We start from the raw sequence: 20,744 nt of genomic DNA on the forward strand, positions 1-20,744 counted from the left end.
GAACCGCGCACCACGTCGCTGTCCAGCCGCGCGCGGAGCTCCAGGGTGAGGTCACACGGACCCCCGGCACGCCGCGGTGCCGGTGCCGCTGAGGTGGAGCCCGCCGCCGGTGATCCGCGCACCGCCGCCCAGCGCGAGGGGCATGGCGAAGGAGCCGATCGCCACCGGTTCGAGGACCGGGTGGGGACGCTCGCGGACGCGTTCGGCCTCAGCCGACCGGGAACGGGCGCCCGCCCCGGGGTGCCGCTAACCGCAGGTGATCTCGGTGAAGGTCGGGGGGGTGGCGGCGGCTCCCACGAAGCCGATGTCGGTGGCGGTCGCTCCCGGCCGCAGCGGCGGCCTGTCGCCCAAGGCGTGGATCATCGCGACGGGGCCGCTCTGCATGTGGGTGCCGTTCCACGCCTGGGTGAGGGTCGCCCCCTGCGGCAGCATCCACTGGATGTACCAGCCGCCCAGCGGCTGCTCACCGTCGTTGGTGATCGTCGCGGCGCCCCGGTAGCCGCCGGGCCACGACTCCACCAGGGTGACCGTCGCCCGGCACTTCGCCGCGGCCGGGAGCGCGGCCGAGGTGTCTCGCTGGACGGCCGGGGAAGGCGGTGGCGCCGAGGTGGTCTGAGGGGGGAGCGGGGAGGGGAGGTGCGCCGCGGTGTGCCCGCCCTCCGGTGCCCGGCCTGCGCAGGCCACCGCGATCAGGGCCACCGCCGCGCCGAGCGAGACGAGACCCAGCAGTTGCGCGATCTTCGTGGTGGGCGGCACGGGAATCCCTTCCGCGAGGACACGGGCCCGGTACGGACATGGCGGGGTGAGACGGGGAAACGCGCGTGGTCCCGCCGGCGCCCGTCGGGCACCGGCGGGACCACGTCCCGTTATGGGCTGGTACAGGTGACGGTCGGGGAGCCGCTGGTGCCCGAGGCGGTGAACCCGAAGGTGGTCGAGCCTCCGGCCGCTATCGTCCGGTTCCAGTCGGCGTTCTTGGCCGTGACCGCGGACCCCGATGTGGTGTACGTGCCGTTCCACAGGCTGTTTATGGCACTGCCGCTGCCGAGCGTCCACTTCGCGGTCCAGCCGTTGATGGCGGCGGAACCCGGGTTGCTCACGGTCACCTCGGCCTGGAAGCCGCCCGACCAGGAGTTGATGGTCTTGTAGGAGGCGCTGCACGACCCGCCGGGGCCGGGCGTCGGCGTCACGGTCGGCGTCACGGTCGGTGTCGGGCTGGGGGTCGGGTTGGTGCCCGGCCGGCCCACGCCGGTCACCTCGCCGTTGCCACCGTCGAAGACCACGTCGGAGCAGTTGTAGAACGTCTCGGCCGAGTCGGAGCGCTTCCACACCGAGTAGATGATGTGGCGGCCCGTCTTGTTCGAGGGCAGCGTGGCGTTCCAGTAGTAGTGGGCGTCGTTGGTACCCGGTGAGCCGACGCTCTGCGGGTGGTCGGCCGTGTGGAAGGGCGTGCTCTCCAGGTCACCCCAGGTCAGTGCCCGGTTGGGGTTCCAGCCGTCCTTGGTGATGTAGAGGTAGAACCAGCCGGGGTGGGCGGCCCACTTGTTGTACTTGAACTGGATCGACGCGCCCGAGGTCAGGTGCGTCACCGGCCAGTCGGCGCTCGGCAGGTCGTACCCGCTGTAGCCGGGGTTGCCGCCGCTGCACGCCTGACCGTCCGGGATGAACCCCTGGGTCCGCCCGGCACCGTCGGACCGCAGCACGCTGAACCAGTTGTAGAGCGAGTTGGCTCCGCTCTGGGCCACCGCCGCCGAGCAGGCCGGGTTGATGGGGACGATGTTCCCCTGCGGGGAGAGGCCGTCCTGCCAGCAGAAAAAGGTCCGGCTGCCAGGCGTCATCATGGCGCCGTGCGCCGAGGCCGACTGGGGAATGAGGACGACGGCGAGCAGTGCGGTCATTAATGTGGCCACACTGGCGACAGCCATACTTCGCCATTTACTCACAGAATTACCCTCCCTTTCGAGGGATGACGAGTAGTTGATCAATGGCGGTGAGGCGCTCACGCGAGACGGACTCTAGGTCGTCGGTCCAGGGGTGTAAATGGAGTGCCTTTCCCGTTATCCGATGACAGGCTGTCGCAGCAGGTCGGAGGGGTGGAGGGCGGTTTTGCGAGATGAAAGGTTCACAGCCTGAGCGTGTTCCGGTGCGGTTTTCGCGCGAGGGCTTCCGGATGGTGCGGGGAATGCCATGCGGAAAACGCCAAGACCGGCCGGAACGGTGTTCCGGCCGGTCTTGGCGGCGAGGGCGGACCCGGTGTGACTACTGCTTTCTCTCCGTCGCGGCGAGCTTCTCGAGCGCGGGGCCCGCGAGCCGGTACCTCTCCCACTCGTCCTGTGGTTCCGCGCCGAGCGACCGGTAGAAGTCGATGGCGGGGGCGTTCCAGTCGAGCACCGACCACTCGAACCGGTCGTAGCCGCGCTCCACGCAGATGCGGGCCAGTTCGGTGAGCAGTTCCCTGCCGTACCCGCCACGCCGGTGCTCGGGGCGGACGAAGAGATCTTCGAGGTAGACCCCGTGCGTGCCGGTCCAGGTCGAGTAGGAGACGAACCAGATCGCGAACCCCGTGGTGCTGTCCCCGTCGGTGGCCATGTGGCAGAACACGCTGGGGGAGGGGCCGAAGAGCGCCTCACGGAGCAGGTCCGGGGTGTTCTTGACCTGATCCGGCGCCTTCTCGTACTCCGCGAGGCCGTGGATCATGTCGATGATCGTCGGAATGTCATCCGGTGTTGCGGGGCGAATCATGCTTGCAGTCTACTGACGATCAAAGGCGGGCGTTACCCGGAGACTGCCTGTCGCCGCAGGTCAGAGGTGTAGTCGCGGGTCACGTCGGGCTCTCGGGTGCGGTAGGCGCGGGGTACGGGGGACCGCGCCAGCAAAGCGGATTTTTAGTAATAAAACATGACATATATCGCGGTGTAGCTGTGCGGGTGGCTCCTCCCGTAAGTTGGCTGCTGATCGAAGTGCGGGTCGTTGAGAGAGGCGGGTCACCATGTCGACAGAGCCCACGGGGGAGCGGTTGGCGGAACTCAGGCAGGCGTTCGCGGCCATCGACGCCGACGGTGACGGATTCATCACGGAGGCGGAGTTCAGCGGGCACTTCCCCGACCTGCCCGCGGAGGCCATCGGGTCGCTGAACCGGGACGGCGACTCCGACGGCGACGGCCGCTTCTCGTTCGAGGAGTTCGTCCGCCTGGTCTCCCGCGGCTGATCCGCCCGCCCGCTCTCCTCGGGGAGCGGGCGTGTCCGGCAGCCGTGTCCGCGGTCCGGCTCACGATCCCGCCGCGGGGCCGATCGCCGGAGGGCCGCCGGGAATCAACGTGAGGCGATGACGCTCTCACCGGAGAGTTCGCGCACCGACTCCTCGACCGTGGAGGCGATGGGAAACGCGTCTCGCAGTTTGGTCAGATCGAGCAGGCGGCCGAGGAATCCGTGCACGCCGACGAGGCGCAGCCAGCCCTTCCGCTCGTAGGCGCGCCGCAGGCTCGTCAGCAGCACCCAGATGCCCGTGGAATCGCAGAATTCCAGCTCCGTCGTGTCGACGACCAGGCAGACATGGCCCCGCCTCATGAACTCCGCGAGCCTCTCCTCAAGCAGGGGAGCCGATGATTTGTCCAGATCGCCGATCAGGGTCACTACGGAGAACTGCGGACGCGCGTCCACGGTGACGGAAAGCCGAGTCATATCGCCCCGCTGTCTACGGCAGTTGGAGACAGCGCCCTGTCGGGAGCCGTGCAAGGACTGGTGCCATCGGCACCACCGTACGCCCGTGGCTTGTGACAGTTCAACGGGTGACCGTGAACCGCCGGATGTCGGGACGGCGCCCGACGCGAAGCGGACCCGCTCGGGGAGACGCCGTTTGCCCGTTCCGCCTCCGGGCAGGCCCGGAAAATGGGAACCACAGGCCTGGCAGTGCTCACGGTCAACGCGGGATCATCGAGCCTCCAGCTTCACCTCGTCCGCGACGGCGAGGTCCTGCGCACCGAGCACAGCGAGCGGAGTCCCGATCCCGGGTCGGCGGAGCGGACGATCGGGGACTTCATCGCCGACGTCCCGGACGGCGACCTCGCCGCGGTCGGCCACCGGCTGGTACACGGCGGTGAGGCCGTACGGAAGCCGACGGTCGTCGATGACGACGTGCTGGACGCGGTAGGAGAGTACGCGGACCTTGCCCCGCTGCACGTGCCGCCCGCGCTCGCACTCGTCGAGGCCGCCCGGCGCCGGCTGCCCGGCCTTCCGCACGTGCTCTGCCCCGACACCGCCTTCCACGCCGCGCTTCCGGACCGCGCCGTCACCTACGCGCTGCCCGCGCGGTGGAGGAGCCGGTACGGCCTGCGCCGCTACGGCTTCCACGGTCTGTCCTACGCCTGGGCGCTGGGGCGGGCCGCGGAACTGCTTGACCGGCCCGTTCGCGCACTCCAGGTCGTCCTGACCCATCTCGGCGGGGGCTCCTCGGTGTGCGCGGTCCGCGAGGGCCGCAGCGTGGACACCTCGATGGGGTTCACCCCGCTGGAGGGGGTGCCGATGAGCACGCGTTCGGGGAGCGTCGACCCCGGCATGCTGCTCTGGCTGCTGTCCGGTTCCCGGCTCACGCTCGACGAGCTGCGCGACGGCCTGGAACACCGGTCGGGACTGCTCGGACTCTCGGACGGGGAGTCGGGCGACACCCGGGAACTGGTCGCCTCCGGCGCCCCCGCCGCGGCCCTGGCCCTGGAGGTGTTCGCGTACCGGGTGAGCCGGGAGATCGCCGCGGCCGCGACGAGCCTGGACCGGCTGGACGCGCTCGTCTTCACCGGGGAGATCGGCTGGGATCAGCCGGAGGTCCGCGAAGCCGTCTGCCGCGGGCTCGCGCTGCTCGGGATCGAGCCGCCCGTCCGCACAGACCTCGACGTCGACGGGATGGTCAGCGCACCCGGCGTACCCGTGCCCGTGCTGGGGATCCGTCCGAGAGAGGAGCTTCAACTCGCCCGCGACACCCTCGGCGTGCTCGGCGGTCATCAGTGAGAACCCGGTCACCGTCCGCGGGCGGGGCAGCCTGCCTTTTCACGCCCTCGCGGGGACGGGAAGGGGCAGGTCGCCCCGATGATCGCGGAGACGGCGCAACGGCATGTCCCGCGAACGGGACTCCGTTTCATGCGTGGTTGCCAGACCTTACGAGGCGGATACCGAGTTCGTGACCGGCGGCCCCGCCGTGAGCGTCTGCCGCATCGGCTTGCCGACGCTGGGCGCCGAGGTGATTCCCTCCGGCGCTTCCTGGACGTCCACCGGGTTGATCCGGCCGCCGTGCTCGTCGTGGTGATCGGCGTCGGCGTCGTCGAACCACACGCCGCCGTCCGCGAGATAGCGGAAACGGATGGGCTGCCGTGCGGGGACGGTCAGGCTTACCTGGTAGGTGCCGTTCTCCTTGCGTTGCATGGGGTGGGCGTAGGGGTCCCAGCCGTTGAAGTCGCCGACCAGTGAAACCCCTCCCCTGGCCGGGCCCTCCGCTATGGTGAAAGTCAGCTTGACCTGGCCGTTCTTGGTCGGCTTACCGCGCTTGATCACTGAAATCCTCCTGACATCACTGTCTCCGTGCGTAACGTGCCGTGATCTCGGTTGCGGAAAGACGTGAAGATCACGCCAACTACCGGGTCGCGCCGACAGGGACGTGACGCGACCGGGAGGCCGACGCTCAGTCACGGCCGAACCGTCGATCCCATATGGATCGTTACCGCCCGTAGCGGCGGGACAACCCGGGCAGACCGACTTTTGATCGGCATCACGTCCGACCTTGACCCGAGCATGGCGGTCGGCCGATCCACGGTCGGAGACAGGTCGGGTGTCGGCCAGGATGGTGGAGTGGACATAATGCCGATCTCCCCGTCGTCGCTGGTGGAGGAAGTAGCGGACCGGGTGGACGCGGAGCCCCGCGACTCCTGGGTGCGCGTCGCGCTCGACGGAGCGCCGGCGGCGCGGCCCGGGGATCTCGCCGACGAGCTGGTCGACCCGCTCCGGCTCCGCGGCCGGGAGGTGCTCCGTGTCCTCTCCGCCGACTTCCTGCGCCCGGCCTCGCTCCGTTTCGAGTACGGCAGGACCGATCCTGACTCCTTCTACACCGACTGGTTCGACTACAAAGGGCTGGTCCGCGAGGTTCTGGGGCCGCTCGCTCCCGGCCGGTCGGGGAAGGTGCTGCCCACGCTGTGGGACAGCACGATCGATCGGGCCACCCGCGCGCCCTATGTCACCGTCCCCCCAGGTGGGGTGCTGCTGCTGGCCGGTCCGCTGCTGCTGGGCAGGGGGCTGCCGTTCGACCTGACCGTGCACCTGAGGCTCTCGCCGGGCGCGCTCGCCCGGCGCACCCCGGACGAGGAGCGCTGGACGCTGCCCGCCTACGCGCGCTACGAGGCGGAGGTCGCGCCGGCGCGGGTCGCCGACATGGTCGTCCGCGTCGACGACCCGAGACATCCGGCCCTGGTCACAGCGCCGTGACCCGCCTTCCGGCGGGCGGAGCGGGAATGCGGGCCGGGCACGAAGGCGGGGTGCGTCCCGGTGGACACGCCCCGCCTTCGATCATCCAACGGCACGGTCAGGTGGCGCCTCGCCGCGTTGCCGTCGGTCACCGCGGCCCGCCGCGGCTCCCTTCTCCGCCTCGCGAGGCGCCACCTGACCGATCCTCGCCAGAGCAGGATCCGCGAGACAGGGCCTAGACACCCGCGCGCGAGGGCATTCTGCCCTCGGCGTACGTGCCGTGGAGCATCTCCTGCTCCTGTGGCCGCATCTCGTCGCGGGCCTCCTCCATGCGCAGCGCGATCCCCATCCCGAAGAAGGTGGGTGCCCACTCACCGATGAAGATCCCCCACCGGTCCGCCCGGTCGATGCCTGCCTTCTCCGCCGAATTCGATGCCAGCCACGCCGCGAAGGACAGGCCGACCGAGGCGATTCCGGCGATGTACATCGCGTTGGACTTCACGCCCATTTTGTGAAGCGTACTGATCATTTCATCCCCCTGATGGTGGTTCGCTGTTATGGTTACCCTGGGAAATCATAGATAACCGAATGTGACGAACCGCAGGTAGGGGCCTCTTGGTGCCGGTGGTCCCGTTCACTCCTTGCCGAGGCGCTTGAGGAGGTCTTCGCGCCTGGCGTCGAGCTCGCTGACGAGGATCTCCTGCTCGTCGGCCTGGTTGATCATCATTGATCGTTCGACGGAGTCGGTGGGGCCGAGCTCTCCGACCTGCCTGCGTATCTCGGCGACCTCGTTACGCAGTCTCTCCAGATCCTCTTCGACCTGCCGCAGTTCTTCCTGAAGGCTCATCTGCTGTCCATACCCCTGCTTTCGGCCTCGACTCCCGGCCGTGGCCGTCTCGCCGTGCCCGCCGATCCGGCCTCGCACCCGCCCGGTGACGGGAACCTGACCGGCCCGGCCGGTGTACCTCCCGCATGAGACGAATCCTTATCCTCCTGGCGTTCATCGTCCCTCTGCTGGCCCTGGCCGCACCGGCGCGGGCCGGAGGCTGGGCGATCACCGTGATGGACCCGGTTCCCACGAAGACGGACCCGGACACGACGTACACGCTCGGCTTCTGGCTGCTCCAGCACGGCACCCACCCGTACCTGGGCGAAGACCTGGGCGAGGTCGCGCTGAAGTTCACCGACGGGAAGAAAAGCCTCAAGTTTGTCGGAGTGGAGTTGAAGGAGCCCGCCCACTACGCCACCGCGATCTCGCTGCCCGAGGGAACGTGGGAGGTGGAGGCCGTCCAGGGCTGGTTCGCGCCCTACCGGATCGGCACCCTCACCGTGCCGGGAGGGCTGGAGATCGCCCCGGTTCCCAGTGAGTTCAGGCAGTCGATCGCCGCCCAGCCGCCGCAGGAGCACTGGGGGGCGATCCGGCCGCCGGCCGTCCCTCTGGGCGATGCCGCCTCCAGCGCTTCCGCCACGCCCGTCGCCACCCCGGCGGCGGCGCCCGCGGGGGGTGCACCCGGCGATGTGACCACCGTGGCGGTCGTGGAGGGCGGCTCCTGGTGGCGGCCCTCGTATCTGGTCGCGGGGCTCCTGGGGGTCACCGCCTTCGCGGCGCTGGCCTACCGGGTGCGGCGGCGCTGACGGCCGCGTCCTCCGCGGCCGTTCTCACGGGCAGGGGGTACGTCCGGGAAGGTGCCGCCGAGGAGGTCGTGCGGGGTGCCGGGGACCGCGCCCCGCGGTCCGGGGAGGAGTAGCCGGTTCGGCAGGGGAGCCCGTGGCACAGGGGCGTCACGGGCTCCTCACGCCGGTCAGGTGGTCAGTCATCGTCCCGGTCGTGGTGGTCGTCCCGGTCGTCGTGGTGATCCCGGTCGCCGTGGTCGTCCCGGTCTTCGTGGTCGTCCCTGTCGTCCCTGTCGTCCCTGTCATCCCGGTTGCCGTGGTCGTCCCTGCCGTCGGAGGCGCTGTCGTCGGTGTCGTCGTCCACGGCCTCCCGGTCCTGCTCCAGGATCGCGCCGGTGGCGGCGTCGACGTCGAAGTCGTGCTCGACATCGCCTTCGCGGAGCTCGACCTCCCAGTTGGCGGGAGTCTCGTCGCCGTCGAACTCGACCTTGACGAGCTTGGCGCCGGGCACCTTCTCCTGAGCGATCCTGACGGCCTCGTCCCGCGAGATCTCGGCCTCCGCCTCGCCGGGCGCGGGGGTGCTCTCGGCGTCGGGCGTCGGATTCACCGGCGCGGGAGTCGTCGCCGTGCCGCTGGGGGCCGGGGTGGGCGTCGTGGTTCCGGCGGAGGCGACCGCGCCACCTCCGGCGATGACGGCGAGGAGTCCGGTGGCGGCGATGGTGAGTTTCGTAGTGTTTCGCATGTCCCCGAGCTTGCCGGGTGCCCCATTAGCGCCACGCTGCGCCAACCCTAAAAGCAGGTTAAGGTCCGCCGGTCGGTTCAGCGGATGGTTTCGCCCGCCGAGAGGGAGAGCAGGCCGAGTCCCTCGCGGGCCGGCAGGTCGTGCCGATCACCTGGGCCGGGCTGAACCCGGCGCGCCGGCCCCGCGTACCTGTGGGTGAAAGCGACCTCGAAACCGACCGGCACGAGCACGGACCCGAGCGGCGGTCCCCGGCTCGTGGCCGGGCGCGATCCGCCGTCGCGCCCGCACGCCGTCGATGACGCGGATCTCCACGCTGGAAGGATCGGGATGGACGACCTCACTGCCTCTGTCGGGACTTCTCGCTCCCACATCGAGACTCCGTGCCCTCCATGGTGCGAGCGTGCGCACTCCACCACCTACGTCACCCACGCGGCCGACATCGCCGAGGTGCACAACCCCGACGGGTCCACGGTGACGGTCACGCTCTCCCAGCACCTCCAGCCCGGGTACGTGGGGGAGCAGGTCGTGCGCGTCTACACCCGCCTCGGCGAGGAGACCGGCATCGCCGACCTGTCGCCCGGCTCGGCCGAGGCCGTCGGGCGCTCGATCGTCGCCTTCTCCCCCGACGGGGCCGTGCGCACGTACGGGCTGGCCCTGCAACGGGCCGCCGCGCACCTGCTGCTCGGTGGGCTGGAGGTGCCCCGGGACGGCGAGACGGGCCGCGTCCCCGCCGAGTCGCCCTCGCAGGAGAAGCTGTTCCGGATCGCGTTCCTGTCCGGCTACCTCAACGTGACGAAGGCGCCGGGACCGTTGAACGGGGGAGTGGTCGAGCGCCGCCTCAGCCGGGTGCTGTCGCCGAGGGAGACGAGCGAGCTGTGCGACATCGTGCGCGGCATGCTGTCCCGCCGTACCGCGGCCGGCCGGGGTGTCCCGCACGACGACACCTGCGACCTCGCCTCGGGCCGGTGGCCTCGGCGAGATTTCGGGCACGGGTACTGAGTCGAAAAATGAGCTCTTATGAAATATTTGTCGATGTATGCACACGCGATTGCAAGTGCGTGCGCAAGTACGTGCCAAGCGGGACTGTGAGATTCGCACCGTATATGTGAAACTGTGGCACCGTAGGAAGGTGCGACAGGGAGCCGATATGGCCGGACAGACCGCCGAGGACGGCGGCGCGCAGAGCGGTGTTCTCACCTACGCGGGGGGTGGCGGCCCCACCATCCTGCGCATTCTCCTCGGTGCCCAGCTGCGGAGGCTGCGCGTCGCCAAGAACATCACCCGCGAGCAGGCCGGCTATGCCATTCGCGCCTCCCACGCCAAGATCAGCCGGCTGGAGCTCGGGCGAGTCGGTTTCAAGGAACGCGATGTCGCGGATCTGCTGACGATGTACGGGGTGACCGATACCGAGGAAAGGGCCCCGCTGCTGACACTGGCCCGTCAGGCCAACGCGCCCGGCTGGTGGCACAAGTACGGCGACCTGCTCCCCAACTGGTTCGAGGTCTACGTCGGGCTCGAAGAGGCGGCCTCGACGGTCCGGACCTACGAGGTGCAGTTCATCCCCGGCCTCCTGCAGAGCCCCGAATACGCGCGGGCCGTCATCATGCTCGTGCACGGCGGCGCCTCGGCGAGCGAGGTCGACCGCCGGGTCTCGCTCCGTATGGCCCGTCAGCAGCGGCTGACCAGGCCGGGCGCTCCGACGCTCTGGGCGGTGATGGACGAGGCCGTGCTGCGGCGGCCCATCGGCGGGCCCCAGGTGCTGCGCGCCCAGATAGACCACCTGCTCGAAGCCGTCGAGCTGCCCAACGTCAGGCTGCAGATCATGCCGTTCGACCGGGGCGGCCACGCCGCGGCGGGCGGTCCGTTCTCCATCCTGCGCTTCCCCGAGCGGGACCTGCCCGACGTGGTCTACATGGAACAGCTCACCAGCGCCCTCTACCTGGACAAGCTCGACGAGACCGACCACTACATGCAGGTCATGGACCGCCTGTGCATCCAGGCGTACTCCCTCGCCGAGAGCCGGAGGTTCCTGGAGGACCTTCGCGAGGAGCTCTCGGGCTGATCCGGGAGGGCCGTTCGCCGGTGGGTTCCGGGGGGATGCGCTGCCCGAGAGTTTGGGGCCGTCCTAATTGTCGATCAGATGATATGTCGTTTCATGATCTGAAATGCCCGCTGCTCGTCTAGCATGCCGGGAAAGAGTGGTGAAGGCGAGGATATGACTGAGCGCGAGCAGGCCCCAGCGGGAATCGACCCCACGGTCCCGAGTGTGGCCCGTATGTACGACTACTACCTGGGAGGCAAGGACAACTTCGCCTCCGACCGGGCGGCCGGTGACAGGATCGTGGAGTTTGTCCCCAACGTGAAGGACGTGGCGCGTTCAAACCGCGCCTTCCTCGGGCGCACCGTGCGGCATCTCGCCGCCGCGGGGGTCCGCCAGTTCATCGACATCGGCACCGGCCTGCCGACGCAGGAGAACGTGCACCAGGTCGTCCTGCGCGAGGCGCCCGACTCCCGGATCGTCTACGTCGACAACGATCCCATCGTGCTCGTGCACGCCCGCGCGCTGCTCGCCGACAACCCGCAGACCACCGTGATCTCCGGGGACCTGCGGGAGCCGGATGCGATCCTGGATCACCCCGAGGTCCGCGAGCGCATCGACTTCGACCAGCCGGTCGCCGTCCTCATGGTCTCCATCCTGCACTTCGTCGCGGATGACAAGGAGGCCGCCGACATCGCCACCTCCTTCGGGCGGCGGCTGGCCTCGGGCAGCCACGTGGTGATCTCCCACGTCACCTCCGGCGACCTCAGCGAGGAGCAGGTCCGCCAGGGCCGTGGTGTCTACGGCACGACCACCGCGGGCGGTGTCTTCCCCCGCACCCTCACCCAGATCCGCGAACTGTTCGACGGGCTGGAGATCCTCGAACCCGGTCTGGTGCCCGTCTACGACTGGCGGCCCGACCCCAGCGACGTCGTCATCCCGCCGGGAGCCGGCGCCATCACGGTGGGAGCCGTCGGCCGGGTTCCCTGACCGGCGCCCCGTACCGTCCCGCTCCCGCGCGGGTCGCCATGCTCCTCATCCGGGAGCGGTGGTCCTTCGCGCGGGGGCGCGGCCCGTCAGGACGGCCGCAGAGACCTGACGATCAGGTCGAGGCCGAAGTCGTGGCGCTCCTCGAACGTGCCGTCCGAGAGGTGGCCGAACACCCGCGTCAGAGCTGGATGCGTGTTCGGGGAGCCGGAGATGCTGCGCACACGCACTTCCCCACCGGCGGGGTGGGTCTCAACGTGGGCCTCCGGGAGGTCATCGCCGCGCTCCCGACATGATGCCTTTCAGGCAATTTCTATTGCCTGAAAGGTTGACGTCCCGAAGAGCGTTCGGTGATGCTGTGCATCACGGTGACCGGCGTCATAGCTGGGCGCGGAAGGAGGGTACGCACCATGGCGACATTCGTGCTCGTACACGGTTCCTGGGGTGGTGGCTGGATCTGGGGGCGGGTGCGCCCGGCGCTGGAGGCGGCCGGGCACCGCGTGCTCGCACCCAGTCTCACCGGCCTCGGAGACCGTCACCATCTGGCGGGGCCCGAGGTGGGCCTGGGTACCCACGTCCAGGACATCGCCCGGCTGCTGGAGTGGGAGGACGTCGGCGACGCCGTGCTGGTCGGGCACAGTTACGGCGGGATGGTGGTCACCGGCGTGAGTGCGGTCACCGACCGGATCGCCCAGGTCGTCTACGTCGACGCGTTCGCGCCGTGGAGTGGCCAGTCCGCCTTCGACATGCTGCCCTGGCTGCGTGAGATGCTCGTGCCGTCGGACGGGGTGCCGCCGTGGGCGGTCGCGCCGATGGACTTCGCGGCGCTGGGCGTGTCCGATCCGGCCGATCAGCGGTGGCTCGCGGCCAAGTCGACCCCGCAGTCGCTGCTGACGCACGAGGAGCCCGTCGGGCCCGGCAGCGAGAAGGTGCTCTCCTCGGTTCCGGTCACCTACCTTCACTGTGCGGGCCAGCCGCTGTTCGACGGCATCGCCGCCGGGGCGGCCCAGCGGGGTTTCCGGTTGGTCACCCTCGACGGCTGCGGTCACATGGTGATGGTCACAGATCCCGGGCGGCTGACCGCCGAGTTGCTGTCACTGGTGTAGCGGCCCGGCGTGAGGGCGGCGTCGGGTGGTGCGCGGGAGTGGTCGCCGAGGTCGACACGATCAGCACGGTGGCCGTGTCCTCGCCGTCGTTGGCCAGGCTGTGCGTGCGTCCGGAGTCGAACTGGACGGCGTCGCCCTCGTTCAGGGTGATGGGCTCGCCGTCCAGGGCGAGCCGGGCGCTGCCCGACAGCACGTGCAACCACTCCTCGCCCGAGTGCCGGGCGTCTTTCGAGTGCCTGCCGGGGGGAATCTCCACGCGCAGCACGGATACGGTCGAGTGCGGGCCGCTGAGCACGGTGTACAGCCCGTCCGGACCGCGGTGCACCGTCGCGTCGGCGGAACGCAGCAGATAATAGCCGTCGCCGCCGCGCTCCTCGACCAGTTCGCCGACCGATACGCCATAGACCCTGGCCAGCTGTAGCAGGGTGCCGATGGAGGGCTGGCGTTCCCCCTTCTCCAGACGCGACAGGTACGGAGCGGACAGCCCGGTCTGCTCGGCGAGCGCGTTCAGTGTGATGCCGCGCAGCGAGCGCAGCTCTCTCAACCGCTGGGCGACCAGCAGGTCGATGTCGGACCCGTTCTCCATGACGCGCACGTTACACGCCTCAGAGGCAACCGGCCGTTGCTCAACGGGCAACCTCCCACCTGGACCTTCGGGTGCGAGGGCGCACTTCTATTTGCCTCTAAGGCAACTTATATTGCCTTTTAGGTTGATTGCGTCGCGGGGTGGCGTACTCCGGGCGTATGACACGAAGGGCAGGACCGATGAAGACCAGTGCCGAGAGCCGTGACGCCGGTGCGCGAGCCGCCGAGGAGCTCGACCTTCCCCCGCTGGCGGAGGGGGCCGGCTCGATCGCCGAGGAACGGCTGCACCGCAAGCGGCAGCTGGCGGCCGCCTTCCGGATCTTCGCCAGATACGGCTACGACGAGGAGGCCGTGCTGGCACACCGCCAGTTCGGCAATGCCAACATGGCCCGGCACAACTTCCGGCTCCTCGCCGATCTGGTCTTCGAGCAGGAGCCCGATGTCCTCGACTGACGGCGAGGACGTGGCCGGGTGCCTCCTTGCCGTGCCTGGCCCGTCGGCTGACCTCCAGGATGCGGGCGGGCGGTGAACTTATCGGGGTGGACAGGCGTATCTCCAGGATGTTGACACATTCGTGCCAGTCCGGTGTCGCCAGGAACGCCCGCGTGATCGCCGCGGCGATCCTCGCCCTGTCGTTCTCCCTCGCCTGCAGCGCGGACCGGCCCGCGGGAGCCCCCGTCGCCGCGGCGGGCAACGTGGTCCCCGCGGGGCCGCCGCCCACGGTCGAGCAACTCGCCGAGAAGGTCGGCTGCAAGGTCAGGATCCAGGTCGACGCGGTCGACATCCGTACCGGAGCCTGTAAGACCCCCGTCGGCCGGTTCTTCATCAGCACCTTCGTCACCCAGCACGGCAAGGACCAGTGGATGGACCAGGCGCCGGAGTACAACCCTCATCTCGTCGGGGAGTTGTGGACCGTGCTCGGCGCCAGGCAGGTCCTGGACGAGCTGCGCGAGACGCTCGGAGGCGACCTGCACCTGACCGACCACCGGGTGAGCCCCACCCCCACACCGCCCGCCGGGTGACGGCCGGGGCTCGGCCCGTGTCAGGAATGCCCGCCTGGCACGGGCCGAGGCCGCCGTACCGCCCGGATACCGGGTGCGTCAGCCATCCGGAAGGGCGAACTTTATCCCTGAATGAAATGGATACGGCATTGCCTGCGGATTCGTCGATCCGTAGCATCCGTCACATGTCCATCACGCGTGAGTTCGCCTATGCCTCGTCCTCGCGTCCCGCTGACGGCGAGTGCGTGTGGTACCGCTCCAAGGGTGACGTCTACGACCTGATCCGTACGGGCAGCGACGGGGACTTCCGGTATCACGCCTTCCACGCCCGCGACGGCCGCTATCTCCAGGCGTTCGCCTCCTGGCAGGACGGCATGGAATGGATCAGGGAGCGCGTCGAGGACGAGTAGGGCCGCCTGCCGCGGACACGTCGGGTACGAGGCGCAACGCCGGACGCTGGTCGGGCAGGTCGAGCAGCTCACGCACCCGGGAGACCGGCCAGGCCAGCTGGGCGGCGAGCCGCTCCATGGTGAGGCCGGTCTCGCCGACGGCCAGGTCGAAGGCCTGGCGCAGCAGCACGGGCCGCTCGCCGGGGTAGCCGCTGATCGGCTCGGCGGCGAAGCCCGGCTGGTCGCGGAGCGTCCTGAGCCGCTGGTAGGCGCGGCTCGCCGCCGAGTCGGAGATCAGCCCGACCTCGCGGCAGCGGTACAGCAGGGAGTCGACGGACACGCCCCAGGTGCGCTTGAGCTCGACCAGCCTGCGCAGGTCGAGGCGGCCGGGCAGCTCGGGCAGGATGCTGTCGCGCGGGGTGAGGAACTCGGCGGCGAAGACGTCGGCCTCGCGCTCCTGCTGGCTGTCTCCCGAGGCCGTGTCACCGTGCAGCACCAGATGGCCCAGCTCGTGGGCGGCGGTGAAGCGGTAGCGGTGGATGTCGTCGAACCGGTTGGCGGTCAGCACCACGATCGGGCGCGGCAGCTGGGAGGTGGAGAAGGCGTCCACCGTGGTGGCGTCCTCGTCCGGCGGAGGGAGGACCACGACGATCCCCTGCGCCTCCATGTGCCGGACGACGTGCGACAGCGGGCCGGTGCCCAGCCGCCAGAGCCGCCGCAGGGCGCGGGCGGCCTGGACGGGGTCGCGGGGCAACTCGACACCGGAGTGGACCTCGCCGCCGGAGAAACCGGGAAGGGCCACGTCCGGCAGCCTGACCTGCTTCTCCAGAGCGTGGGCCAGCTCCCAGACCTGCTCGACGAAGGCCGCGGCCTTGGCGCGCTGGTGGGCACGGGTGGAGCGCAGGCTCCTGAAGTGCGCCATGGACCCGTCCAGCTTGCCGTGCGGGCGGCCGAGCAGGAAGAACGCCGGTGGCACACCGAGCACGTCGGCCAGACGGGGCACGAGCTCGGGGCGTGGACGGGTCATGCCCGTCTCGTACTGCCCCACCGCCGCGGGGGTGACGCCGATCCGCTCGGCCAGGTCCTTCTTCGTCATCCCCGCCAGCTGCCGCGCCTGGGTCAGCCGCGCCTGGTCGAACGCGTCGGTGACGGCCTGCGGGCTCGGGCCGCCCTCGGCGACGCCGGACGGGGGGGTCTGGTTACGGTTGCTCATTGTCGCCGGTGACCGCGGTTTCCTCTGGTGCCTCACTGCCTACGGGGAAGATCTTGCCATTCTTCCGCTCGGCTGAAGACCGCGTGCTCAGCGCGAGGTCGGGCAGGAGACCGCCGTCGAAACGCGACGCGGCACCGGGCTCCGTCGCCCACAGGCCGCTGAGGGGACCTGTGGAGGCGGCCGGCAGCGGGATCGGCTCGTGGTGCAGCCAGCGGATCCTGCCGAACTCGTCGACGAGCTCCGCCTCGCCCCAGTAGAGCCGCAGCAGGCCGGCCTGCGCGTTGCCCGCGTAGGCGACCGGGACCAGCCGGGTCTCGTCGGGCAGCCCGGTGAGCGCGGGGCGGACCGTGGCCGGACCGTCCGCCCCCGCGGACAGGTCCAGCTCCTCCTGGGCACTTCCCCCGTCGAGCGCCAGGTCCAGTTCCTCCTGACGGTAGGAGGTCGCCGGGCCGAACCGGTCGAACAGCTCACGGACCAGTGAGGAGATGCGGCCGTCGCTGATCCGGGCCTCGGAGATCGGCGTGCGGTCGTCCTCGGCGTAGCGGAACGGCAGCAGCAGGTTTCCGCCGAGCACCACCAGGTGGTGCGCCGAGCCATGCGGCCTGACCAGCCGGAAGCCCGGCTCGTCACGCAGTCCCTCGGCAAGCGCCTCGTAGCGCCTGGCCATCATGGTGAAGCCGTAGGTGTACCGCTTGTCGCTGTGCGCGGAGCTCTGCGCGTCCTGCGCGTTGCCCATCGCCTCAAGCAGCGAGGCGGCCAGCTGCCGCCGTACGACCTCGGCACGCTCGCCGAACCGTTCCCTCGCCCAGCTTGACCCCGCCTGGCCCGGCTTCGCCTGTGCCACCCCGGCCTGGTCCGGCGACGACGACCATCTGCCCATCGGCGACCTCCGCTCACGCTTCGCCCGGTGTCAGACGATCGCCGCCGACACTTCATTTCCGTGCATCGTACTCCCGCTGTGACTCTATTTGATGTTGCCCATCCCCCGTGTCGCCGGCGGCCCCGCTCGGTGGGGGAGGCTCCTTGCGGATCCGCTCGGCCTCCTCGTCGGTGAACAGCCGGGAGCGGATGAGGAAACGCACCCCCTCCGGGGCCTCAAGGGAGAATCCTCCGCCGCGGCCGGGGACCACGTCCACCGTGAGGTGGGTGTGCCGCCAGTAGGCGTACTGGGAGGCGCTGATCCAGAACGGGGTGTCCAGGGCCAGCACGCCCAGCAGCAGGTCCGCGCCGCCGACCCGGAACTCGCCCCGGGGGTAGCACATGGGCGAGCTGCCGTCGCAGCAGCCGCCCGACTGGTGGAACATCAACGGGCCGTGCCGTTCGTGGAGCACGGTCAGCAGTTCCTCGGCGGCGGGGCTGAGCCGCACCCGCTCCACTCGGAGCGGGCGCGGCTCACCGGTGGGGCCGGTCGGCATCAGAAGAAGCCCAGTCTCTTGGGCGAGTAGCTGACCAGCAGGTTCTTGGTCTGCTGGTAGTGGTCCAGCATGACCCTGTGGTTCTCGCGGCCGATGCCCGACTGCTTGTAGCCGCCGAACGCGGCGTGCGCCGGATAGGCGTGGTAGCAGTTGGTCCACACCCGCCCGGCCTTGATCGCCCGGCCGAACCGGTAGGCGGTGTTCATGTCGCGGGTCCACACTCCGGCGCCCAGGCCGTACAGGGTGTCGTTGGCGATCTTCAGGGCCTCGTCCTCCGAGTCGAAGGTCGTCACCGAGACGACCGGCCCGAAGATCTCCTCCTGGAAGACGCGCATGTCGTTGGTGCCCTTGAAGATCGTCGGCTCGATGTAGTAGCCGCCCTCCAGGCCGGGAACCGTGCGCGGGCCGCCGCCGGTGAGCAGCTCGGCCCCCTCCTTCAGCCCGATGTCGATGTAGGACAGGATCTTCTCGTACTGGTCGTTGCTCGCCTGCGCGCCGATCATGGTGGCCGGGTCCAGCGGGTCGCCGCCGACGATGGCCCTGGTGCGGTCGAGTGCCCTGCTCATGAACTCGTCGTAGATGGACGCGTGGATCAGGGCCCGCGAGGGACAGGTGCACACCTCACCCTGGTTCAGGGCGAACATCACGAAACCCTCGATGGCCTTGTCCAGGAAGTCGTCGTCGGAGGCCGTGACGTCGGGAAGGAAGATGTTGGGGCTCTTGCCGCCGAGCTCCAGCGTCACCGGGATGATGTTCTCCGAGGCGTACTGCATGATCAGCCGCCCGGTCGTGGTCTCGCCGGTGAAGGCCACCTTGGCCACGCGCGGGCTGGAGGCCAGCGGCCGGCCCGCCTCCGCGCCGAACCCGTTGACGACGTTGATCACACCGGGCGGGAGCAGGTCGGCGATCAGCTCCATCACCAGCAGGATGCTGGTGGGGGTCTGCTCGGCGGGCTTGAGGACGACGCAGTTGCCCGCGGCCAGGGCGGGGGCGAGCTTCCACACCGCCATCAGGATGGGGAAGTTCCACGGGATGATCTGGCCCACCACGCCCAGCGGCTCGTGGAAGTGGTAGGCGACGGTGTCCTCGTCCAGCTGGCTGATCCCGCCCTCCTGGGCGCGGACGACCCCGGCGAAGTAGCGGAAGTGGTCGACGGCCAGCGGCAGGTCCGCGGCGAGCGTCTCGCGTACCGGCTTGCCGTTCTCCCAGGTCTCGGCGACGGCGAGCCGCTCCAGGTTCTCCTCGATACGGTCGGCGATCCGGTTGAGGATGATCGACCGTTCGGCGGGTGAGGTCCGGCCCCAGGCCTCGGCCGCGTTGTGGGCGGCGTCCAGCGCCAGGTCGACGTCGGCCGCTGTGGAGCGGGCCACGCTGGTGAAGGTCTGCCCGGTGACCGGGCTCGGGTTGTCGAAGTAGGCCCCGTCCACCGGGGGCACCCACTCGCCGCCGATGAAGTTGTCGTACCGGGAGGCGTAGGTGACGATGCTTCCTTCGGAACCGGGTGGTGCGTAGACCATGGTTTCGCCCTCCTTCACATGGCTGTAACAGAGCCAACGATGGATGGGCGAGGTTGGTGAAAGGTTGGCGTCAGAGTGGACGGTGCCGGGGCCGCCCCGGGCGGCCCGGGGCGGCACGGGGGCCATGGGCGGGCGGTGCCAGATGATCGTCCGGGGCCTCCGGACGGGCGACGGTGCCGAGGGGCGGCCGAGGGGTGAGGTCAGTCGTTCCGCGCCGTGCGGTGGCGGGCGAGGGCCACCGCCCTGCGCGGGTCACCGGGCCCGAGGACCGCCAGGGCCCGCTCGTGTATCTCCAGGTCGTACGGGTGCAGCTCGCCGAAGCGGAACACCGGTCCCGGGCCATGCCACCGGAGCACGGCCTCGCGCAGCGCGACCTCGATGTGCTCGCGCCAGGTCCTGATCCCCGGCGCGTCGGACCACGGCAGCAGGGGGCCGCCGTAGAGCCGCGCCGCCTCCTCCACCCGCCCGGCGCGGAGGGCGGCGAGCACCTCGGCGGCGTCGCAGCCAACGGGCGCGGTCAGCTCGTACCGCCGGGTGGCCAGCGCGCCCGAGAGCGCCCGCCGCAGGTGGGAGACCTCCGCCTTGAGGGTGGTCGCGGCGACGTGCCGCTCGCCGTACAGCTCGTCCATCAGCCGCTCGGGGGACATCCCGGGTCCCTGCGGTCCCGCGAGAGCGAGCAGGGTGAGGATCTCCAGCTGGCGAGGGGGCAGCCGGACGGGAACGCCGTCACGGGTCAGCCCGGCGCCGCCGAGGGCGCGCAGCCGCAGACCGGAGCCGCCGTTCCGGCTGGGACCTTCGGCGAAGGAGCCCTGGATGGAAGGCGAAGGCCCACCCGCGGAGGGAGAGCCCATCCGTTCGGCCAGGCGGCTCTCGATGCCGCCGACCAGGGTGTGCAGCGCGGGCATGGCCAGGGGGTGCGAGCGCTCCCAGGTGCTCGACAGGTCGAGCACGCCGAGAACCTGGCCGCCGGGGGCCCGGATCGGGGCGCAGTAACAGACCCACCCGTGCAGGGCCCGCACGAGGTGCTCGGCCGAGAACACCTGGGTCGGGCGGCCGGTGCGCAGCGCGAGGGAGAGGGCGTTGGTGCCCATGGCCTGCTCGTCCCAGCGGCCCCCGGGGGCGAAGTTCACCGCCTCGGCCCGCCGTCGCATGACCCGGCCGCCGCAGGTCCACATGATGGTGCCCGTCTCGTCGGTGACCGCCGCGATGAAACCGCCGTCCTCGGCGATCCCGCGCAGCTCGTCGGCGACCGCGGTCAGCGGCTCGCGCAGCGGCGACTGCCGCCAGCGCTGGCGGGCCTCGCCTTCCTCGGGGGCGCTGTCCTGCTCGGGTCGCACCGTCGCGATGGACCGGCGCCAGGAGTCGACGATCTCCGCCCTGAGTTGTCGGTGGCCATGCGGGTGCCCGCCCTGGAGCCAGCGTGTCCACTCCAGTTCCAGGTTGGTGCGATGCCGACGCAGCGCCTGGTTTCCTTCCATGACCCGCCTCAAACCCGTTGCCGCCTACCGTGATGATGCCTCACCCCGCGCCACGGCGCACCCCTTCGGGCCGGCGCCTCATGGGAATCGCAGCGTGGAGGCCCCGTCGTTCACGGCGGGGAGGAAACGCCAAGCTTTGGGCGCCGTGGGAATCTGAACGGTTACGAAATTCGGCCGAAGACCTGCGAGACGCCTGGTCGTACCGTGAAAGATGTGGG

The 20,744-nt window shown here is 70.1% G+C and carries 26 protein-coding genes and 1 pseudogene; 12 read left to right on the forward strand and 15 right to left on the reverse strand.

Annotated elements, in window-relative coordinates; genetic code table 11:
* Positions 1 to 246 precede the first annotated feature (246 nt).
* From ABT061_RS23105 to ABT061_RS23115, 3 genes are all read right to left on the reverse strand, one after another.
* On the reverse strand, positions 247 to 756 hold the full coding sequence (locus tag ABT061_RS23105) for a cellulose binding domain-containing protein (protein WP_350921270.1): 510 nt from the start codon (positions 754 to 756) through the stop codon (positions 247 to 249).
* Positions 757 to 866: 110 nt separating this feature from the next.
* Positions 867 to 1,895, reverse strand: a complete 1,029-nt coding sequence (locus ABT061_RS23110; protein ID WP_350921272.1) for a lytic polysaccharide monooxygenase auxiliary activity family 9 protein — start codon at positions 1,893 to 1,895, stop codon at positions 867 to 869.
* A 361-nt stretch (positions 1,896 to 2,256) separates the two neighbouring features.
* Positions 2,257 to 2,739 (reverse strand): GNAT family N-acetyltransferase, encoded by a 483-nt coding sequence (locus ABT061_RS23115; protein ID WP_350921275.1) that lies wholly within the window; start codon positions 2,737 to 2,739, stop codon positions 2,257 to 2,259.
* Between the two features lie 247 nt (positions 2,740 to 2,986).
* On the opposite strand from ABT061_RS23115, the gene ABT061_RS23120 reads away from it, so the two are divergent.
* Positions 2,987 to 3,205: an EF-hand domain-containing protein gene (locus ABT061_RS23120; RefSeq protein ID WP_350921277.1), complete on the forward strand. Its 219-nt coding sequence runs from the start codon at positions 2,987 to 2,989 to the stop codon at positions 3,203 to 3,205.
* Between the two features lie 104 nt (positions 3,206 to 3,309).
* On the opposite strand, the gene ABT061_RS23125 is transcribed toward ABT061_RS23120, so the two are convergent.
* A complete protein-coding gene (locus ABT061_RS23125; protein ID WP_350921280.1) occupies positions 3,310 to 3,678 on the reverse strand; it encodes an STAS domain-containing protein in 369 nt (122 codons plus the stop codon).
* A 207-nt stretch (positions 3,679 to 3,885) separates the two neighbouring features.
* Between ABT061_RS23125 and ABT061_RS23130 the strand changes: the two genes are divergently transcribed.
* Positions 3,886 to 4,998: an acetate/propionate family kinase gene (locus ABT061_RS23130; protein ID WP_350921282.1), complete on the forward strand. Its 1,113-nt coding sequence runs from the start codon at positions 3,886 to 3,888 to the stop codon at positions 4,996 to 4,998.
* 147 nt (positions 4,999 to 5,145) lie between these two features.
* On the opposite strand, the gene ABT061_RS23135 is transcribed toward ABT061_RS23130, so the two are convergent.
* Positions 5,146 to 5,538 carry an isoamylase early set domain-containing protein gene (locus ABT061_RS23135; RefSeq protein WP_350921284.1) on the reverse strand — a complete coding sequence of 131 codons (393 nt, stop codon included), beginning with the start codon at positions 5,536 to 5,538 and terminating at the stop codon, positions 5,146 to 5,148.
* Between the two features lie 303 nt (positions 5,539 to 5,841).
* On the opposite strand from ABT061_RS23135, the gene ABT061_RS23140 reads away from it, so the two are divergent.
* Positions 5,842 to 6,462, forward strand: coding sequence for a nucleoside/nucleotide kinase family protein (locus tag ABT061_RS23140; protein WP_350921618.1), 621 nt, complete (start codon positions 5,842 to 5,844; stop codon positions 6,460 to 6,462).
* 214 nt (positions 6,463 to 6,676) lie between these two features.
* Here ABT061_RS23140 and ABT061_RS23145 read toward each other — a convergent pair whose 3' ends face one another.
* Positions 6,677 to 6,949, reverse strand: a complete 273-nt coding sequence (locus ABT061_RS23145) for a hypothetical protein (protein WP_350921287.1) — start codon at positions 6,947 to 6,949, stop codon at positions 6,677 to 6,679.
* Positions 6,950 to 7,075: 126 nt separating this feature from the next.
* The gene (locus ABT061_RS23150; protein WP_350921289.1) at positions 7,076 to 7,288 is read right to left on the reverse strand and encodes a hypothetical protein; all 213 of its coding nucleotides are present in this window, start codon (positions 7,286 to 7,288) and stop codon (positions 7,076 to 7,078) included.
* A 125-nt stretch (positions 7,289 to 7,413) separates the two neighbouring features.
* Between ABT061_RS23150 and ABT061_RS23155 the strand changes: the two genes are divergently transcribed.
* Positions 7,414 to 8,076, forward strand: coding sequence for a hypothetical protein (locus ABT061_RS23155; protein ID WP_350921292.1), 663 nt, complete (start codon positions 7,414 to 7,416; stop codon positions 8,074 to 8,076).
* 175 nt (positions 8,077 to 8,251) lie between these two features.
* On the opposite strand, the gene ABT061_RS23160 is transcribed toward ABT061_RS23155, so the two are convergent.
* Positions 8,252 to 8,797: a PepSY domain-containing protein gene (locus ABT061_RS23160; RefSeq protein ID WP_350921294.1), complete on the reverse strand. Its 546-nt coding sequence runs from the start codon at positions 8,795 to 8,797 to the stop codon at positions 8,252 to 8,254.
* Positions 8,798 to 9,124: 327 nt separating this feature from the next.
* Here ABT061_RS23160 and ABT061_RS23165 point away from each other — a divergent pair, with 327 nt between their 5' ends.
* The 3 genes from ABT061_RS23165 to ABT061_RS23175 all read left to right on the forward strand — a co-directional run bounded on the left by ABT061_RS23165 (position 9,125) and on the right by ABT061_RS23175 (position 11,825).
* Positions 9,125 to 9,796: a DUF6907 domain-containing protein gene (locus ABT061_RS23165; RefSeq protein ID WP_350921296.1), complete on the forward strand. Its 672-nt coding sequence runs from the start codon at positions 9,125 to 9,127 to the stop codon at positions 9,794 to 9,796.
* A gap of 148 nt (positions 9,797 to 9,944) precedes the next feature.
* Entirely contained in the window at positions 9,945 to 10,859 is a 915-nt protein-coding gene (locus ABT061_RS23170; protein ID WP_350921298.1) for a Sco1979 family transcriptional regulator, read from the forward strand.
* Positions 10,860 to 11,012: 153 nt separating this feature from the next.
* Positions 11,013 to 11,825: an SAM-dependent methyltransferase gene (locus ABT061_RS23175; protein WP_350921300.1), complete on the forward strand. Its 813-nt coding sequence runs from the start codon at positions 11,013 to 11,015 to the stop codon at positions 11,823 to 11,825.
* A gap of 86 nt (positions 11,826 to 11,911) precedes the next feature.
* On the opposite strand, the gene ABT061_RS23180 is transcribed toward ABT061_RS23175, so the two are convergent.
* Entirely contained in the window at positions 11,912 to 12,046 is a 135-nt protein-coding gene (locus tag ABT061_RS23180; protein ID WP_350921633.1) for a hypothetical protein, read from the reverse strand.
* Between ABT061_RS23180 and ABT061_RS23185 the strand changes: the two genes are divergently transcribed.
* Together ABT061_RS23185 and ABT061_RS23190 are read left to right on the forward strand one after the other, a co-directional pair.
* Positions 12,014 to 12,118, forward strand: a complete 105-nt coding sequence (locus ABT061_RS23185) for an FAD-dependent monooxygenase (RefSeq protein WP_350921621.1) — start codon at positions 12,014 to 12,016, stop codon at positions 12,116 to 12,118. The two genes, ABT061_RS23180 and ABT061_RS23185, sit on opposite strands and share 33 nt — an antisense overlap.
* A gap of 114 nt (positions 12,119 to 12,232) precedes the next feature.
* Complete coding sequence (locus tag ABT061_RS23190) at positions 12,233 to 12,928, forward strand: alpha/beta fold hydrolase (RefSeq protein ID WP_350921303.1); 696 nt, start codon at positions 12,233 to 12,235, stop codon at positions 12,926 to 12,928.
* On the opposite strand, the gene ABT061_RS23195 is transcribed toward ABT061_RS23190, so the two are convergent.
* Positions 12,882 to 13,514: a helix-turn-helix domain-containing protein gene (locus ABT061_RS23195; protein WP_350921305.1), complete on the reverse strand. Its 633-nt coding sequence runs from the start codon at positions 13,512 to 13,514 to the stop codon at positions 12,882 to 12,884. The genes ABT061_RS23190 and ABT061_RS23195 overlap by 47 nt on opposite strands.
* Before the next feature lie 179 nt (positions 13,515 to 13,693).
* Between ABT061_RS23195 and ABT061_RS23200 the strand changes: the two genes are divergently transcribed.
* From ABT061_RS23200 to ABT061_RS23210, 3 genes are all read left to right on the forward strand, one after another.
* On the forward strand, positions 13,694 to 13,966 hold the full coding sequence (locus ABT061_RS23200) for a hypothetical protein (RefSeq protein WP_350921308.1): 273 nt from the start codon (positions 13,694 to 13,696) through the stop codon (positions 13,964 to 13,966).
* A 107-nt stretch (positions 13,967 to 14,073) separates the two neighbouring features.
* Positions 14,074 to 14,535 carry a hypothetical protein gene (locus ABT061_RS23205; protein WP_350921309.1) on the forward strand — a complete coding sequence of 154 codons (462 nt, stop codon included), beginning with the start codon at positions 14,074 to 14,076 and terminating at the stop codon, positions 14,533 to 14,535.
* Positions 14,536 to 14,699: 164 nt separating this feature from the next.
* Positions 14,700 to 14,924 (forward strand): hypothetical protein, encoded by a 225-nt coding sequence (locus ABT061_RS23210; RefSeq protein ID WP_350921311.1) that lies wholly within the window; start codon positions 14,700 to 14,702, stop codon positions 14,922 to 14,924.
* Here ABT061_RS23210 and ABT061_RS23215 read toward each other — a convergent pair.
* The 5 genes and pseudogenes from ABT061_RS23215 to ABT061_RS23235 all read right to left on the reverse strand — a co-directional run bounded on the left by ABT061_RS23215 (position 14,899) and on the right by ABT061_RS23235 (position 20,526).
* Entirely contained in the window at positions 14,899 to 16,116 is a 1,218-nt protein-coding gene (locus ABT061_RS23215; protein WP_350921314.1) for a helix-turn-helix domain-containing protein, read from the reverse strand. The genes ABT061_RS23210 and ABT061_RS23215 overlap by 26 nt on opposite strands.
* Entirely contained in the window at positions 16,103 to 16,996 is an 894-nt protein-coding gene (locus tag ABT061_RS23220; protein WP_350921316.1) for a hypothetical protein, read from the reverse strand. The genes ABT061_RS23215 and ABT061_RS23220 overlap by 14 nt, the downstream gene beginning before the upstream one ends.
* 148 nt (positions 16,997 to 17,144) lie before the next feature.
* A pseudogene (locus tag ABT061_RS23225) lies at positions 17,145 to 17,531 on the reverse strand (DUF779 domain-containing protein); the annotation flags it as partial.
* On the reverse strand, positions 17,531 to 19,048 hold the full coding sequence (adh, locus tag ABT061_RS23230; RefSeq protein WP_350921319.1) for an aldehyde dehydrogenase: 1,518 nt from the start codon (positions 19,046 to 19,048) through the stop codon (positions 17,531 to 17,533). The gene adh and the pseudogene ABT061_RS23225, both read right to left, overlap by 1 nt.
* Before the next feature lie 200 nt (positions 19,049 to 19,248).
* On the reverse strand, positions 19,249 to 20,526 hold the full coding sequence (locus ABT061_RS23235) for a GAF domain-containing protein (RefSeq protein WP_350921321.1): 1,278 nt from the start codon (positions 20,524 to 20,526) through the stop codon (positions 19,249 to 19,251).
* Positions 20,527 to 20,744 lie beyond the last annotated feature (218 nt).

Origin of the sequence: Streptosporangium sp. NPDC002544, from assembly GCF_040295965.1 — a bacterium.
In the GTDB taxonomy this organism is placed as follows: domain Bacteria; phylum Actinomycetota; class Actinomycetes; order Streptosporangiales; family Streptosporangiaceae; genus Streptosporangium.